This is a genomic window from Halosimplex amylolyticum, from assembly GCF_051414035.1.
Lineage (GTDB): Archaea > Halobacteriota > Halobacteria > Halobacteriales > Haloarculaceae > Halosimplex > Halosimplex amylolyticum.
The window spans coordinates 1-16,804 of the sequence record NZ_JBLKNW010000009.1 but is presented as its reverse complement, the minus strand read 5'-3'; the positions used below and the strand labels follow the sequence as shown (position 1 = coordinate 16,804).

Below are 16,804 nucleotides of genomic sequence, written 5' to 3'. Positions count from 1 at the left end.
CCGACAGCGACGCCCACACCAACGATGGCAAGTGAACGAGATGCCCCAGAGTCGACTGCACCGACCGAACCCGAACAAGTCACACGCCCACCACGGCCGCTCCCGGTCCCCGTCGAAGAGACCGAGCCCAGCCCGGCCGAGGACACGGATTCACCCGATCCCCGTACCTACGTCGAAATCCGACCGACGGACACGCCGCTCTCTCCACGGGCCGTCGGGCAGGCGATGGAGCAACTGTACTCCACACTCGACCGCGCCACCCAGACACGGCTCCGCGACAAGCTTCGCGGGCAAGCCAAGCGACCGAGCGTCGAGTGGCTCCTGCTCGCCGACGGCAACGAGGACACGGCCGTCCGGTATCTCGTCGGCATCACGGACGACGAGCGCCACGACGAACTCGAACGGATACTCCGGACGGCGGTCCCGAACACCTACGAACTCCAGACCGTCGCGTGGCACCCCAGCGACATCACGAACCTGGCACCAACGACGGATCTCACCCACCTCTATACGACAGGGACGGAGTCCACGCCATCGGCCGACGCCGAGAGCCCGCCGCTCGCGGGCGTCGACTACCGTGGTCACGCCCAGCGACCGTGCGACTGGCAGACGCCGCTCACGCCCTTCAGCCAACTAACGAACGACAGTCACGCGACCACGGGCGACACCCACCGACTGCCGCTCACGACGCTCGTCGAGACGATGCGCGACGCCGACGCACCGGTCGTCTACCAGGTGCTGTGCCGACCGTACCGCGACATCTCGCCAGACGTCGAAGAGTACGAACTCGCGCTCGAAACCGGCACGGCCACGCTCGGTGGCAAACTCAGGGAGGCGCTGTTCCCACGGCCCGTCGAGGAAGACCGTGCCTACGAACCACCGGCCAACGACCAGGAACGCCTCGACGGCCTCCACGAGCGCGACACCCACTGGACGTTTCAGGTGACGGCCCGCGCCGTCGTCTTTCCCGACGAGACCGGGCGCCCTCCGGCAAACATCGCCAAGAGTCTCGCCTCGGCACTCAGCCCGCTCAACGGTTCGTTCCATCGCGTCGAGGGGACGGTCGAGGCGGACGGCGACACCGGCGACGGCCCGGGCACGGAGTGCTTCGCGGCGCTGTGCGACCGCGTCCACGATCCTATCGCCTACGAACGCACGTGGAACCGCATCCGGCGAACGTTCACCAGTCCGGCCCTCGTCGTCACTCCAGACGAGCTCCCAGGCGTGTGCTTGCTCGACGGCGGCGCGCTCACCCCGACCGGCCAACGTGCCGTCGGGATCCGCCACACCGAGCGCACGGGTATCGCGCTCCCGCCACCGGGCAAACTCCAGCGCTACGAGCCACCGGGTATGGCGCTCGTCCGCCCGCTGACGAGCGACCGCCAACCCGTCGACGACCCGCTGGTACTCCCACCAGAAAACCAACCCCGCCACCAGGTGATCGTTGGCGACACCGGATCGGGGAAGTCGGTCCTCACGATCGGCGCCATGCTGTCGAATCTGGACGCCACGGACGGCCCGGACGTCCTCTTCGACTACAAGGGCGGGGGTACCGCCCAGGAGTACCTGCAGGCCCACTACGCCACGCAGGGCGACCTCGACGACGTCCGCTATTTCGACCTCACCAGCGTCCTCCCGGCGTTCTCCTTTTTCGACATCGGCCCGCTGCTCGACGCGGGCCTGCCCCGCGAGGAAGCTCGCTCGCGGAAGACCGGCCACTACGAGGAGATCCTTCGGGGGGCGATGTCGGCCGGCACGTACGACGACGCGACCGAATCCCCCAGAGTGATCCGGAACCACCTGCGGGCGCTGTACGACCCCGTCCACGGGTCGGACGCCTTCGCCCACTCGAAACTCTACGACGCACTGCAGCGGACGCAGGGGTCGGAGACGCCGCCCTCCGTGTCCGACCCGACCTTCGAGACGTACTTCTCGGGACTGCTCGAACGCGACCGCGACGTCTTCACGAAGGTGCTGGGCGGCGCTATCTCTCGCGTCGAGACGATCGCGACCGACGCTCGCCTCGCACCACTGTTCGACCACGTTCCCGAGGGCGACGACGCCCGCTTCGACTTCACCGAAGTCGTCGACGAGGATACGGTGGTCGTCTTCGACTTTGGGGGGATGGAGACGCGCATTAAGCGGACGCTCACGCTCGTGCTCCTGTCGAACCTCTGGACGGCGCTCAAAGCCCGCGAAGAGCGGACGCCGAGCGACGCGGACACGCCGCAGGTCAACCTCTACCTCGAAGAAGCGAAAGACGTCGCCGACACCGAACTCGTCGACACGCTGCTCGCCCAGGGTCGGAGTTTCGACCTGTCGGTGACCCTCGGTGTGCAGTTCCTCGAACAGCTGGACTCGCCGGACCCGGCGAACAACACGTATCGCGAGGCGCTCAACGAGACGGCCACGTTCGTCGTCGGGAACGTCGCCGTGGACCGCCACCTGCCCGACGTGCTCGCGACCGGGGATATGTCCCCCAGCGACGTCGAGCGCCGTCTGGGCGCGCTACGCCGCGGTGAGTGGCTCGTCCGCCCCGGTGCGGGCTTCGGCGAGCCCTCGGTCCGCCCGTTCCTCGGCGAGTCCCTGCCAGCACCACCGGGCCACCCCGCCAGCGACGACACGCTCGTCGGCCGTGACAGACGTGCCTTCGAGGATGCCGTAGAAGCGTTGCAGGAACGGACTCGCGACGAGGCCGGCATCGAAATTGGCGAACCGAATACGGTCGACCACGAGTTCGGCGCCGCGGACGAGGATGTCGACACCGACGCATTACCGCGTGTCGATACGCTGCTCCCCTACACGAAGCGACTCCCCGAGTGCGTCGACTACGACGAGAGCGCCCACGCGATCCGTTGTGAGGGCTGTGACAATCGCTATAATGCAAGCGCGCAGGGGATGATACAGGCGATCGACTGCTGTCACTCGATGGCCGACGTCGACCTGGACGATTTCCCCATCTGCGAACTGAACCTCAAACTCTCGCCCGAAGAGATCGTGGACGCGGAGTACTCACCCCGACAGCTCTGTTTCATGCAGGCCGTCTACAACGTCGAACAGCGGGTCTACGACCATCCGGAGTACGACATCGTCTACGATTCGATGGACCGGATCAAGGAGTACGCTGGCGTCGACACTGACGACGTCACCCAGCTTATCGACGATGGGCTCGTCCGCGAGGACACGAAACATCCTCACCGGCTCTATTCGGTCACGCCGGACGGCCGGGCCGTGATCCAGGAATCGCACCGCCACGGCGTCGCGTTCGGCCACGGTAAGGGCGATCTCGACGAGTCGGCCGAGCACGTGATGGGTATCGAAGTCGCCCTCCGCTGGCTCACTCGTGAGTTCGTGAATGATCCCGACTCCGCGGCAGTGACAGCACGCCCCTACTACGACCTGAAGGAGGGGTCGATCGACGCCGACGCCTTCTTCGGCGACGACGAGGACGTGGACGACGCAGCCGACGACTTCGAGCGCCATCGGCTGGACGTCGTTGCCCTCGACGAGAACGGCGATATCGTCGTCGCCGTCGAGGTCGAACGCATCAACCACGACACTCGCCGGGCGGTGCCCGCGGATTACGACAAGATGGCCGCCTGTGACCCCGCGGAAGCGATCTGGCTCACGATGACGACCGATGACGCCCACGAAATTCTCGCCGCGCTCAACGACCCGCTCGATGGCGAGCCCCGCGTCGAGAAGACCTACGCCGACACGACGCCGACCCGTTCGTTCCGGATCAACCAGCCCGGCTTTACCGGCATCTATACACTGAAGCAGATGCGCGACGAGCTCCTTTAGGCAGCGGAGTGAGCGAGACGTTTGGACCATGCCCGAGGTACTGAGGTCAGACCACGGAACAGACTTTGATTGCCCTTATGTAAATTTCCATATGTGATTTGCGAGCCAGCGATCGGCGGGAAAGGTCCCCGATTCGTAATATCACACATTTGAATTTTCTGCCACGGATCGCCGTAGCAGTTCGCTGGGACTCGAGTCTCGACAGCAGCGTCACGGCAACTTTCTTGTATCACGAATCAGACTGATTTCAGCTGTGGGGCCAGCAGTCGGGGACTGCAGAACCACCCGTACCCCGGTGGTGCCGACGAACAGGCCGACCGTCGATTCTCCTCGCACAATTCCCATACGGTGCCAAGAAGGGGTATTTGGGCGGTACACCCGTATCATATCGGTGTCTTCGGCATGTACATCTCGGCCAGTTCCCCGCTACATAGTGAGTTCCCAAGGGGAAACGCAACTAGAGATGGGGTGGAGGACACGTACTGCGTACCTGCCAGATACGGCGAATACCGGCGAATTCCCCTTAGATACGCATCCCTCCCGTGATCCAGTGTATCGAAGCACTCCGCGAAATATGTCAGTCCGTGGGTTTCTCGGTTCCCCTGAATCGGAAATAATCTGCACAAGCGATGCTCTCACGCAGGGTATGCGACACCCCACCTATCTTATATTTCGGCTATCGTGTTCTCCTGGAGTCTTCTCAAGTCCGGCATTTCACCGGTCTCAGCCCGATCTGCTTCCCACTGCGTTCGAACGCCCCGTCGACGCCCGAATCTAGTCGCTATCACCCCTTGATCAATAGTATACTAGCGGTGATTCGCTGAGTATGATCGGCAGAAAAACTGCTGCTTCCCGGGTAATCTTAGGAAGTGCACACGTCCTAGCGGGATTGGATCCTTTCGTGATCAGAGCAGGTATCCCAGGCGGAGTACGGGCGGCAAGTGCTCCTGACGAACCAGGAAAGACAGATGTGTCGTTAATGTTCAGAATCTGATTTTTGAGAGGTTTCTTCAAATTATCGGCGTTGTCGATCAGATAGATGATCTCAAGTAATAAGTGGGTTTACACATATTTAAAGTGATGTTAACTAGAGGGTCACTCCCAAGACAAAAATTGAGGACAGATCCCCACCCAGAATTGTAAGTGATATTACTTAACGGTTGAGGGCTATGAGCATCCAGAGCAGACGCGACAGACTGGTCCGCGAACTCGGGATGGGAAGGTTGACGAGTCAGGTCTGAGCCCACAACCAGAGGCCGGTGGCGGCGACAGCAGCAATCGTCAAGAAGGTGAACGCGAGCGCGGCGAAGCCGTACGCCAGCGCGACCGCGGGCGAACCAGGGAGAGCAACTATGTATATGAGCGCAGCGACGGCACCACAGATACCCGCGAGCATCCCACCGAGAAACAACGGGAAGTCGGGCGTCAATTCAGCAGGCACGACCGATCTGTTGGACCCATCATTCGTAAATCCCGACACTGTTATCCTCGCCGTGGGCTACGACCTCGACGTGACGACGGACGCCGAACGGTCTCGACTTACGCTCGTCGTCGAATCGGTCGACTGATCGCCCTGAAAACTGCGAGGTCCAGACGAAGCACCCGGCGAAACAAAACCGGAAAGGCGCCCACCGACCGGTGGCCTCAGTCTTCGATGCGCGAGACGATGGTGTCGTACTGGTCGGCGACCTCGTCCCAGTCGACGACTTCGAAGAACGCGTCGACGAACGAGCCACGGTCTGGGCCGTAGTCGTAGTAGTAAGAGTGTTCCCAGACGTCCAGCGCGAGGACTGGGTGTGCGCCCCACAGGGCGCCCTGGTCGTGCTTGTCCACGGCGACGTTCCGCAGCTGCTTCGCGACGGGATCGTAGACCAGCAAGGCCCAGCCACCGGCGGCGGACGCGGCGGCCTCGAACTCGCCCTTCCAGCCTTCGTAGGAGCCGAAGTCCTCCTCGATGCGGTCGGCCAGGTCGCCGTCGGGCTCGCCGCCGCCGTTGGGGTCCATGTTCTCCCAGAACAGCGTGTGGAGATAGTGGCCACAGCCGTTGTGGGTGACGTTGCCCAGCGCGCCGGCGGTCGACGAGTGGTCGCCCGACTCGCGCGCGTCGGCGAGCGTCTCCTCGGCGGATTCGAGGCCGTTGACGTACCCCTGATGGTGGGTGTCGTGATGCCACGTGAGCACCTGCTCGCTGATGTGTGGCTCGAGAGCGTCGTAGTCGTACGGGAGCGGCGGCAACTCGGGATCGGATTGCTCTGGCATGTGCATTGCTTCGGACGGACGATAGCCTGATAACGATTCTCTGAAATCGATTTTTGTGGCCCAGTTGTCACTATCAGACCGGTGCGAACAGTAGCGGTTACTGCCCGCGACGTGGTTGCGAGGGATAGGTTTTAGAACCAAAGTCGGACTATGAATAGCTGTAGATACCCTCGTAGGAACCCCTAAGTCCGAACGGCTCGAAAGGAGTACATGGTCGAACCCGGCCGTGAGACCGAGTACACCGAGTCGGACGTCATCGAGGTGTTCCGCGACCGCGAGGACTACGCCGAACCGCTGACCGCGAGCGAGGTGGCCGAGGTGCTGGGCTGTTCGCGCCGCACCGCACTCAACAGACTCCACGACCTCCAGGAGGAGACCGACGTGACGAGCAAGAAGGTCGGCGGTCGGAGTCGCGTCTGGTGGATCCCCGTGATGATGGACGAGTGAGTCGCCGCCCAGCTCGTCCCCAGCGAGTACCGCCGTCCCGCGACGGGACGTGAACCGACCCACCGCCCCGCCAGCCGCGTCCGACCCTGCCTCGATTTCGGTAGCTCTTTATGCATTTTTGGCTAGCCTAAACTTATGGAACGCGAGTCCGAGAGCGCGGGTGGCCCCACCCGGAGGACGTACGTGAAGTACGGCGGGGCGCTCCTGGGCGGCGGGTTGCTGGCAGGGTGTGCGAACGACGGCGCCGGGAGCGAGCCGACGGCGACCGACACACCGGCGTCGAGCGATCCCGAGCGAGACGGGACTCCGACGCCCACCGCGACCGCGGGCGACACATCCACCGAGACGGACGCGGAGACGGCGACGACGGCCGAGGGCCCGTATTCGGTGACGATGTCGCCGGTCGGCACCGTCGAGTTCGACGCCGTCCCGGAGAGCGTGATGGTCTACAGCCTGATCTACGCCGACCTGGCGGTCGCCTACGGCCACGGCGACGCGGTCAACTCGCTGGGGTTCGACGCCCAGACCGGCGGCAACACGCTCGACGCCTACTACGAGCGCCTCGACGGCGTCTCCTTCGACCGCGACGACCTCGCACAGCTGAACACCGGGTCGGGGAACCTCACCGTCGACCGGGAGCTGTTCTACGAACTGGACTCCGACCTGCACCTCGTCGACCCCTGCCTCGTCGCGTCGTTCGAAGGGTGGAGCCACGCGGACGTCGAGGATATCCGCGAGACGGTCGCGCCCTGGTTCGGGAACGTCTACAGTCGCACCCACGGCCAGCCGCCGAAGGGGTGTCGCGACCGCTACGAGTACTACACGCTCTGGGAGATCGCCGCGAAGGTCGCCGGCGTGTTCCGGGCGCGACAGCGCTACGAGCGACTCGCGGAGGTCCACGCCGACCTCGTCGACCGGATCCGGTCGAACCTCCCCCCGGAAGGGGAGCGCCCGACGGTCGGTTCGGTCATCTTCATGGACGGGACGTTCTACCCGTCGAAGATCAACACGCCGGGGTTCGCCAACGCCCACGTCCGGCCGCTGGGCGCGACCGACGCGTTCGCGACCGACGACGTGACCTTCGAGACCTCCTACGATTACGAGTCGCTGCTCGACGTCGACCCCGACGTGCTCCTCCACCGCTACGGGATCAACTCCTACTACGACGTGGCCGCGATCCGCGAGACGCTCGCGGACCACTCCGTCGGGCGCCAGTTGACCGCCGTCGACGCGGGCGCCGTCTACCCCTCGGGCCACCCGGTCCAGGGACCGCTCATGAACCTCTTCCAGCTCGAGATGACGGCGAAACAGCTCTATCCCGAGCAGTTCGGCGAGTGGCCCGGCTACACCCACGGCGACCCGTACCCGGAGATCCCCGCGGAGGAACGGCTGTTCGACCGCCAGCGGGTCGCGGACATCCTCAACGGAGCGTTGTGACCGTGACTGCGACGAGCGTCGTGACCGTGACCCCCGCGACGAGCGCCGACCGTCCGTTCGGCCGCGGCGTCGCGAGCGGCGGCGACCCGGCGCGACCGCACCGAGTGGACGTCCGGGACCGGGCGGGGGATCACTGATGGGCGACGGTCGGTCCGTATCCGAGGAGTCTTCAGGCGAGCGCCCCGGAGCGTCGGACGGGAACGCGATGGACGGAGACCGAACGGACCGCGCGAGCGCAGGCGCGGACGACGCGACCGAGGCCGGAGACGCAGCGAGCGAACTCGTCGGCGAGGACCTCGCGATCGGCTACCCGACGACGAGCGAGCCGGTCGTGGAGTGCGACACGGTCGTCGTCCCGCGCGGGGAGGTGACCGCTCTCGTCGGCCCGAACGGCAGCGGCAAGAGCACGCTCCTCAAGTCGATGGCGAACCAGCTCGCCCCCGAATCGGGCCACGTGCTCCTCGACGGCGAGCAGGTCCAGTCGCTCGACTCGAAGCAACTCGCCCGGCGGCTCGGGTTGCTCTCCCAGGAGAACGAGTCGCCGGGCAGCCTGACCGTCGAGGACCTCGTCTACCACGGCCGCTACCCCCACCGCGGATTCTTCGAGTCGGTCACCGAGGAGGACAACGCCGCGGTCGACCGGGCGATCGACCTCGCCGGCGTCGACCACCTCCGGGACCAGGAACTGCGCAACCTCAGCGGCGGCCAGAAGCAACTCGCCTGGATCGCGATGGTGCTCGCCCAGGACACGGACGTGCTGTTGCTCGACGAACCGACGACGTTCCTCGACCTGCACCACCAGCTCCGCGTGATGGACGTCGTGCAGACGCTCAACCGCGAGCGGGACGTCACCGTCGGCGTCGTCCTCCACGACATCGCCCAGGCCGCCCGGTTCGCCGACAACCTCATCGCGATGCGCGACGGCGAGATGTACGACTGGGGCCCGCCGACCGACGTGGTGACCGAAGAGCTCCTCGCCGACGTGTTCCGCGTCGACGCGACGGTCGACGAGGGACCGTCCGGGCCGCGCATCTCGCCGAACGTCGCGATCGACGACGGCGAGTGACCGGAGAATCGCGCCGTCCGACCGAGCGAAATGCCAGTCGCCCGTCGTCACTCCGTCGCGACCGGGCGCTGCTGGCCGCCCGCGCTCCCGGACTGGGCGAGGACCCGTTCGGCGACGGGGGCGAGGCTGTTCTGGACCGACCGGCGGTCGCGTTCCCGCTCGACCAGCCCGTCGTCTTCCAGCCGCGAGACGTGGTGGGAAATAGTGCTCGGGTCTCGTCCGAGCGCGTCGGCGAGGTCGCTCACTGACGCCGCCCCGGACCGCGCGAGCGTCCGAAGGATGGGCTCGGTCGCGCTGTCGTCGAGCGCGGCGACGAGCACCGGTTCGGACTCGTTGCTGGGGAAGTAGCGGCGCTGCCCGCGGATGCGCTCGCCGACGATCAGGTGCTCCTCCTGGAGGATGCGGAGGTGGTGACGCACGGTCGACAGCGAGACGTCGCTGTCGTCGGCCAGCGTCGAGAGGTTGACCCCCGGCGAGCGCTCGACGGCCTCGAAGAGGTCACGGCGCGTCTCGTGTTCGAGCGGGTCGGAGTCGTCGTGGCGGCTGTAGCCCGGCGGGAAGAGTATTCGCGGGAGGCGCGCGAGCCGTCCCCGAACGGCGTCGATCGCCCCGTGAGCTTTCAGTCTCGCTGCCTGGCCGAGCCAGGCGAGTTCGCCCCCCTGTGCGGCGGTCGTGTTCGCCGCGACGTGTTTCGATGCCGCGGCGACGGTCACGCCCGCGACCACGAGCGCGCCACCCGCGGCCGCCCCAGCCCGCGAAGGGAGCGACGAGTCGCCGGCGTCACTCCCATCGCCGCCGTTCGCGGCGAGCGCGCCCGACACAGTCGGCGTACCGGAACCCGCCGCTTGCTCGTCGCCGTGGGTGCGCGCCGTCGACTCCGGTGTCGGCGAAGCTTCGGTCGTCGGCGTGACCGTCGCCGTCCCGCTCCCGACGCCGACGGAGGCGTTCACGCCGACGGTCGCGTTCAAGCTCCCAGAGACCGTCGCCGTCAGGTTCGCGTCGACCAGGTCGTCGGACTCGTCGACGATCGGTGACGTCACGTTCTCGGTCGTATTCGTGAGATCCTCCGTCGTGTTTTCGACCGTCTCTGTCGTGTTCTCGACCGTCTCCCCGGTCTCGTTGACCACCGACTCCGTGGTGTTCTCTGTCGTCTCGACCGCCGAGTCTGTGGTGTTCTCGGTGGACTCCGTCGTGTTCTCGACGGTCTCGGTCGTGTTTTCGACCGTCTCGTCGGTCGTGTTCGTCACCGAGTCCGTCGTGTTCTCGATGGTCTCTGTCGTGTTGTCGGTCGCGGTGGTGATCACGCCCGCGAGCGAACCGTCCGGTGTCGGCGTGGGCGTCGAATTCGTCGCGGCGGACGACGGCGTCGCGGTCGGCGTCACCGCGTCGGTCTCACTCGAAGCCTCGACGGCGGCAGAATCCGCGGACGCGGGCCCAGCGAACCCGACCGCGCCGGTGGCGAGCAGACTCGCGAATACGTCGGCCAGTATCGCGGTCGCGGCGACGGGGCTACGGGCCCGGTGATCGTCCATCGTGGAACACCCAGTTACCGCCCTGGTTCCCCCAAGGCCGTAATAAGTCTCGTGGACGGCCAGTCCGATCGAGCGGCCCGACGTGGACGGTCAGTCCGCTCGGACGGTCCGACCGGCGTCGGTGTCTCTGAACGTGACGCCCGCGCACCGGGGACACTCGTCGGCGATCGGCCGACGGACCTCGCCGGGAGCGGCGGGCGTGAAGACGCCACACCCGGTGCACATCACCAGGTCCATCGCCGTCCTCCGTCCCCGTCGGGAGAGCGCAAGCGACTGCCCCCTCAGTTCCGTCGCGCGACGGCAAGACTCACCACTGCGGCCAGCGCGAGGAGTGCGACCGCACCGCCGAAGCCGGCCCCGTCGCCGGACGTCGTCGCGCCGGCACCGGACTCGTCGTCGGTGGCGTCGCCGTCCGCCGAGTCGCCTTCGGCAGCGTCGCTGTCGGACGAATCATCGTCGTCGCCGGCCGGTGCGTCCGTTTCCGTCGCATCGCTCCCGTCCGAGGTGGCCGTCTCGCCGTCGTCCGTGGAGTCAGTCATCGTCACCGTCCGCGTCGAGAAGTGGTTGACGCCGACGAGGACCGTCGCGCCGGCCGACGCCGATGCCCCGCCGGACTGGCGGACCATGTACTTCGACGTGTCGCCGCCCGCGGCGGCCTGGCGCAGCTCCGCGTACGACGAGGCGCTCGCCGCGGCCTCGCCGTCGACGGCCACCTGCACGTCCTCGGTGGAATGGAACGTCTCGTTGGAGACGTGCGCGAGGATCACGCGCCCCTCGTGGGCGGTCCGACTGACCGTCACGTCGACGCGACCCTCCGCGCGTTCCTCGACCGCGACCGCGGTGTCCTGGCCGTACGTGACGGTGTCGGTGACTCGCTTCTCGCCCTGGCTCATCACGTAGACGCTGGCGGCCGCGGTCTCGTTGACGATCAGCCGTTCCTCGCTCTCGTCGGCGTCGCTGCGGCCGTCCGTGTAGCTCCGGACGACCAGCCGGCTGTCCTCTTCGACCGCGGCGGTGAGGTTGCCGTGCTCGGTCACGGAGACGTTCCCCTCGCCGACGACCATCGCGGTCGCCGTCGCGCCGCCGTCGGTCTCGTAGACGACGCGCTTCTCGCCGGTCTGTTCCGCGTCGCCGCTGACGTTCAGCGCGACGTACTGTGCGGCGTCGTCGGCCGCGACGACCAGCGAGCCGTGGCCGTTGTCGTGAGCCTCGATGCTCGCACCGCTCTCGGTCGTCAGCGACGCGCCCGCGTCGGTTTCGGCGTCGACCGAGAGCGCCGCGCCGACGATGCCGGCCGCGGCGTCCAGATCTGCCGAGCCACCGAGACCGATCGACGACTCTGCCTCGGACTGCGACTGGACGCGAACCGAGTCGACCGTCTGTTTGCCGTCGACGCGGTAGTCGACGACGGCGGTACTCCCCGTGTCGAAGGCGACGTGGCTCCCCGCGTAGGCCTGTTGATCGGCCGTCCCGGCCAGTGCCGTGACGGGCGCGATCGCCGAGACGACCAGCATCGCCAGTATCGCAACGGTGCGTTTCATCGTGTGTATCTCCGTCCGGGACGTGACCGGAGTGGTGAAAAGCGCTTGTGGCAAAACCGTCCAAAGGTCCCTGTGAGACGGTCACAGGCCGCGTCGTGAACCCCGGAGCGTGGCCGACGGGACCGGCGCCGAACACCGCCCCGTTGGGTACCACCGGATACGCTGACGGAGCGGTCGTCGGCCGGTACCGTGCTGCGGACCGCGTCAGGGCACGTCGTCGAAGCCCCACTCGTCGGCCCGCTGCTGGGCCTCGTCGCGCGCCTGCTCGCGGATGGCCTCGATCTTCTCGGCGTTCTATGGTGCAGCAACAGACACTGTATCATATCTGTTGAGGAGATGATGAAGGAAACTACTGTACGAATTGGCAGTGTATTGATTCCGAGTAGTAGTGGAAATGCGTCACGAACCTTGATCAACTGTCCGAACCGCGGACTTATCCGTGAACCAGCTATCCCCGCCCGGTTGAATAGGGATCGAATCCTTCTCCGGGCGCGATGGTTCCGGATTTGAGGGCACATTGACTGATGCCCGTCCGATGTGACGACGTGTGGCCACACCGGACTGCTCGAAGACCGATATTTTTGGCTGCATTGTAGTCAGCGTGAACCTCGTATTCACACTCTTGACACAGGAATGTATCGCGGTTGGATCGGTTTTCGGGATCGACGTGGTCACAGTCTGTCCGTGAGCACATCCGACTGGTATTCCGAGGATCAACCAGTAACACGTCGATTCCTTCTGCAATAGCTTTGTACTCAACGTAAGAAATTAGGCGTCTAAACGCCCAGTTGTGGAACAGAGATTGATCTGGGAGTCGTTCTACGATCCCCGTTAGTTCTTCAAAGGCAATCGTTGAGCAGTCGAAACGACGCGCTTCAGCGAGAATACCGTTTGCAACCCGGTGAAGGCAATCAATTGCAAACCTGCGAAGTCGTCTACTCACTTGTCTATGGGTCCGATATGCACTTCGGGTTCCAGTCTTCTGCAATCCTCGCTGGAGTTTTTCATATTGCTTACGTTCGTGCTGGAGCTCCGACCCAGAAAAGAATCTCCCTGTACTAGTTACAGCGAGATGTTCGATCCCGAGATCAACCCCGAGAACCGTTCCGTTCTCGGCAGTTGAACATTCGGCATCTGGTGCTACTTTCCGAAATCCCAGATGGAGAAACCACTGGCCCTCCCGGATTGTTAGCGTACTTTCAGTGAGTTGCCACTCTGGATCGGAGAGATACTTGTACTGATAACCATCTTCGTCGTCTGGAAGTGCCAGTATACACCTGACACGATCCTCGACAGTCGATAAGGAAACCGTTCCGTCATCGAAAAGAGTCATCGACCGAGAATCGTAGCGGACGGTAGGTGCTGAAAACGTGGGCTTGGAGATGGGTCGGCCATTCTCTTCACGAGTACGGCACGCCTGAATCGCCTCAGCCGCTTGGTGGGTCGCTAATATTGCGTGTTGGCTCCCCAGTTCGGTTTCCGAACGGATTGCATCATACGCTATCGACTGAATGGATCGTTGTTCCTGATACTGTCCCCATGCTTTGTTGACCGCAATCTGGCATCCGTCCTTCCACGCGCTGAGCGTCTCTTCGAGAAGGTTGTGTGCAGATCTACTAACTACTAACCGCGTGATTGCTGTCCGACGGATGTATTCGGCGGTCACGAGGATTGTTCGCCTCGGATTAGTACTTAAATCTCAGGAGCAGGTAGTAGCAACTGCCCAAGTTGTAAGGTATCAAAGAATGATTATCAGCATGTTTATTCCAGCATAGCTGTTGCTGAATTGGTTGTTCAACAGAGCATGCGTATTGAACAGATCCGCTACTACGGAGAGAATGAACTCCTTTAACTGGTTGTCAGTCCGAAAAATGGTGTAATCGCCCTTAGTTGGCGTTCTCGGTCTGGGTCGCGGTGCCTTCGTCTTCGCTCTCCTTCCACCAGTCCTGGTTTTCGAGGATCGCGTCTTCGGTGTCTTCGCCGACGGGGCCGGCATTGATGGTGATGAGCCGGTCGTTGTCGCCGAACGGCGTCCACTCGCGGTTCATCTCGAACACCTGCGGCTGGTTCTCGTCGTCGTCGGCGTCGGTGATGAACCCGAGGTCGTCGTCGTACTCGCCGATGCTGGCGTCCTCGGCGACGAACAGCGGGACGACCTCGTCGGTGTTCACCCACCGGATTTGGTAGGTGTTGTAGTCCGAGAAGAAACTGTCCCGGACGTCCCCGTAGTTGGGGGTCCACTCGACGACGTCTGAGACGAACGTGAACCGGGCGTTGGGGTGGAAGTTACTGGCGAAGACCAACCCCTTCCAGTTGTCGTCGAGGTCGCCGATCCCGCCGTCGTCGCCATCCGTGTCGGTATCGTCGCCTTCCTGCCCGGCGACGACCCCGGACCCGCCAATGGCGAGCGCACCGGATGCCACTGCACCCTTTTTCATGAATGCTCTGCGCGAATCAGTTACCCTATCGAAGAGACTGTTGTCATCGTTTGAAGGCATTATTTGTCCCTCCTGGGACGGGCATACTTGCCCAGCGGTAGAGGTGAATCAAAGGCTTGCAAAGGCTACGTGTGCCACCCTCCAGTTCCTACCCTGTACTGAACGATATCTGCACCACCTGTACTGACTAGATCCGACTCTAGGGGAGGAACCGGACACTAATTTCAGCCAGCTACGTGACGAATTCTCCGTTCACTGCAGCCTGCGAACTTACCGCGTGAATTGTTAGAAAGGACTATTAGAGATCGATGTTATTCTGACTTTCCTCCTCAAGTCGTTGACACCCAATCACTAGCGAATCGGGAATGTTGGTCGCTTCTGCGTGGAGAGCCTCGAAAACTACCGCTACTTGATCAAACTTTGGACCTCGTGAGGCAACCAACGGTTCTGTCTCCCAAGTAATGAATCCCATATCCGCTAACATCGGCAGATGTACGTGATGTAATTCCTGACGAAGCATCTCCGGGTCTGCTAGGACGTTGGGCATTATTGCACTCTCGGGCAACGGAACCGAGTGATCGGGTCCAGCGTCCAACAGAGAAACTATGAGTTGGCGACGCGGCTCTGACGAGAGTGCTTTGAAAACGGTATCCCAATTCTCCATGACCTTTTCACCGTTTTCGTGTTGTGCCGTCTCCATGGTAAACGATAGCACATTCGTGTCGGAGACTCAAGAATCTTTAGTGTGAGAAAATGGGTTGCAGATTAGTCAACGAAATATCCTCGGTGCACGGATCCCACCGAAAAGTATGTTCTTCGCCTGCACCAAGAGTCAGTGCCAATAAATCAACCATCCGAGTCTCTTTAATCAGGACTCCAGTCAAGCAATCTCACAGGTGGGAAGGGCTGACACACAGACGTTAGCCTGTGGTGGAGAAGTCAGCAGTTCCCTCCCCGGTGTAGTTCCAATTCCACATTCAAAAGTCTAACTGGTAGGACGATCTCCTATACTGAAGATTTCCGCTCTCGACGGGATTCACGGAAAGAGGGATTGGAGGGCCAGTTGTCAGCGGACGCACCGAATCCGTTCGGGCCCAAATACAGGGAACCGATTAACCGTGATAAATCCGCTGAAAACACCTTGAAACCGACGTGAAATTGCTGGTTTTTCTCGAACAGAGTCGTACGATACCGAACTTGATTGGGCGTTAGGTAAATTTGCTGTACTGAGCAGATCCGACTATAGGGAGAGAACCGGACACTAATTTCAGCCAGCTACGTGACGAATTCTCCGTTCATTGCAACCTGCAAATCTACCGCGTCCGGTTATCGCTCTCAGTAGAGAGCCCTGTCAAGGGGGATGCTCCAGCCGCGATTGCAGCTGCCGCCAAGATCGCGGCTGAAAGTGCTACAAAATCGCCACTCGGAGAATATCCAGCTAACCCCGCTCCCGCTTGGACTATAAATATGGTAATAAAGAAGCTAAGAATAGCCAAAACTAGCATTACGATCGATGCAATTATGCTACTAACCAAGCCACCGAAGGAATCGAGTATTCCCATTATAGTTCGCCTCTATATCCATCTGTGCCTTAATTGCCTTTAAAGTTCGCTGATCATATAATACAATTATATCACAATTTGATACAACGGCGAGCTATACTGAGTAGATCCGACTCTGTGAGGAGAACCGGACACTACTTTCAGCCAGCTACATGACGAATCTACCGTTCACTGCACCCTGCGAACTGAGCAAATAAACCGTCATTGTTACGGAAACTGGGGTGCGTCTACCTCTGTTTCGGTGTCAGTGTCACTCAACTGGTCTAACTCGGCTTCGAGTCGTGCGTGGCTTCGATACTGAACTGTCTCCGAGCGGTGATCAAAGTCGATTGTCTCCTCCTCATCCAAGAACGGCAGGTGGATATGATAGAGGTCGATACGGATGGATTCTCTATCAGGAGATGGAGAGTCTGGCTCTATTTTATGAATATACTCGACGAGATCGTCTAATTGAACCACTTTCTCTTCTGTATCTCGAAGATACGCTATGAGGTGCTCTCGTCGTTTCCGGGCGAGGCTTCCATAGGATGACTCACGTGGGAGTGTCATTGGAGCGTGCCTTGAGATCCGATACCAATGCAAATAAAGATAGTATGTTTGGCCGTGGTGAATCGCCGGACGGAGCACGATTTCACGGTTTCACGGCTCGCTTGATGTTGTGAACGACACACTTCAGGACAATTTCACGGAACTCACGAAACCATGCTCGCGCACGGAT

14 protein-coding genes and 2 pseudogenes are annotated in these 16,804 nt (G+C 62.4%); 5 read left to right on the top strand and 11 right to left on the bottom strand.

Going from position 1 to position 16,804, the window contains the following annotated elements; genetic code table 11:
• Positions 1-24: 24 nt before the first annotated feature.
• On the top strand, positions 25-3,804 hold the full coding sequence (locus tag ACMGFE_RS22865; RefSeq protein ID WP_436927590.1) for an ATP-binding protein: 3,780 nt from the start codon (positions 25-27) through the stop codon (positions 3,802-3,804).
• A gap of 1,259 nt (positions 3,805-5,063) precedes the next feature.
• A complete protein-coding gene (locus ACMGFE_RS22860; protein ID WP_436927589.1) occupies positions 5,064-5,372 on the top strand; it encodes a hypothetical protein in 309 nt (102 codons plus the stop codon).
• 76 nt (positions 5,373-5,448) lie between these two features.
• Here the strand turns inward: ACMGFE_RS22860 and sod are convergent, their stop codons facing one another.
• Complete coding sequence (gene sod / locus ACMGFE_RS22855) at positions 5,449-6,063, bottom strand: superoxide dismutase [Mn] (protein WP_436927588.1); 615 nt, start codon at positions 6,061-6,063, stop codon at positions 5,449-5,451.
• 210 nt (positions 6,064-6,273) lie between these two features.
• On the opposite strand from sod, the gene ACMGFE_RS22850 reads away from it, so the two are divergent.
• The 3 genes from ACMGFE_RS22850 to ACMGFE_RS22840 all read left to right on the top strand — a co-directional run bounded on the left by ACMGFE_RS22850 (position 6,274) and on the right by ACMGFE_RS22840 (position 9,013).
• Positions 6,274-6,510: an HTH domain-containing protein gene (locus ACMGFE_RS22850; protein ID WP_436927587.1), complete on the top strand. Its 237-nt coding sequence runs from the start codon at positions 6,274-6,276 to the stop codon at positions 6,508-6,510.
• Positions 6,511-6,645: 135 nt separating this feature from the next.
• Positions 6,646-7,947, top strand: a complete 1,302-nt coding sequence (locus tag ACMGFE_RS22845) for an ABC transporter substrate-binding protein (RefSeq protein ID WP_436927586.1) — start codon at positions 6,646-6,648, stop codon at positions 7,945-7,947.
• A gap of 205 nt (positions 7,948-8,152) precedes the next feature.
• The gene (locus ACMGFE_RS22840) at positions 8,153-9,013 is read left to right on the top strand and encodes an ABC transporter ATP-binding protein (RefSeq protein ID WP_436927585.1); all 861 of its coding nucleotides are present in this window, start codon (positions 8,153-8,155) and stop codon (positions 9,011-9,013) included.
• 47 nt (positions 9,014-9,060) lie between these two features.
• Here ACMGFE_RS22840 and ACMGFE_RS22835 read toward each other — a convergent pair whose 3' ends face one another.
• The 10 genes and pseudogenes from ACMGFE_RS22835 to ACMGFE_RS22795 form a co-directional block, all read right to left on the bottom strand.
• A complete protein-coding gene (locus tag ACMGFE_RS22835; protein WP_436927584.1) occupies positions 9,061-10,545 on the bottom strand; it encodes a winged helix-turn-helix transcriptional regulator in 1,485 nt (494 codons plus the stop codon).
• Positions 10,546-10,635: 90 nt separating this feature from the next.
• The gene (locus tag ACMGFE_RS22830) at positions 10,636-10,782 is read right to left on the bottom strand and encodes a hypothetical protein (protein ID WP_436927583.1); all 147 of its coding nucleotides are present in this window, start codon (positions 10,780-10,782) and stop codon (positions 10,636-10,638) included.
• Positions 10,783-10,826: 44 nt separating this feature from the next.
• A complete protein-coding gene (locus tag ACMGFE_RS22825; RefSeq protein ID WP_436927582.1) occupies positions 10,827-12,086 on the bottom strand; it encodes a hypothetical protein in 1,260 nt (419 codons plus the stop codon).
• A 204-nt stretch (positions 12,087-12,290) separates the two neighbouring features.
• Positions 12,291-12,371: pseudogene (locus ACMGFE_RS26080) on the bottom strand (DUF8054 family protein); the annotation flags it as partial.
• Between the two features lie 163 nt (positions 12,372-12,534).
• Positions 12,535-13,752, bottom strand: coding sequence for an RNA-guided endonuclease InsQ/TnpB family protein (locus ACMGFE_RS22820; protein WP_436927581.1), 1,218 nt, complete (start codon positions 13,750-13,752; stop codon positions 12,535-12,537).
• 220 nt (positions 13,753-13,972) lie between these two features.
• On the bottom strand, positions 13,973-14,584 hold the full coding sequence (locus ACMGFE_RS22815) for a twin-arginine translocation signal domain-containing protein (protein ID WP_436927580.1): 612 nt from the start codon (positions 14,582-14,584) through the stop codon (positions 13,973-13,975).
• 238 nt (positions 14,585-14,822) lie between these two features.
• Positions 14,823-15,224 (bottom strand): hypothetical protein, encoded by a 402-nt coding sequence (locus ACMGFE_RS22810; protein ID WP_436927579.1) that lies wholly within the window; start codon positions 15,222-15,224, stop codon positions 14,823-14,825.
• 613 nt (positions 15,225-15,837) lie between these two features.
• Positions 15,838-16,086: a hypothetical protein gene (locus ACMGFE_RS22805; protein WP_436927578.1), complete on the bottom strand. Its 249-nt coding sequence runs from the start codon at positions 16,084-16,086 to the stop codon at positions 15,838-15,840.
• Positions 16,087-16,293: 207 nt separating this feature from the next.
• A complete protein-coding gene (locus ACMGFE_RS22800; RefSeq protein WP_436927577.1) occupies positions 16,294-16,635 on the bottom strand; it encodes a DUF7344 domain-containing protein in 342 nt (113 codons plus the stop codon).
• A gap of 82 nt (positions 16,636-16,717) precedes the next feature.
• Positions 16,718-16,804 (bottom strand): annotated as a pseudogene (locus ACMGFE_RS22795) (IS5/IS1182 family transposase); the annotation flags it as partial.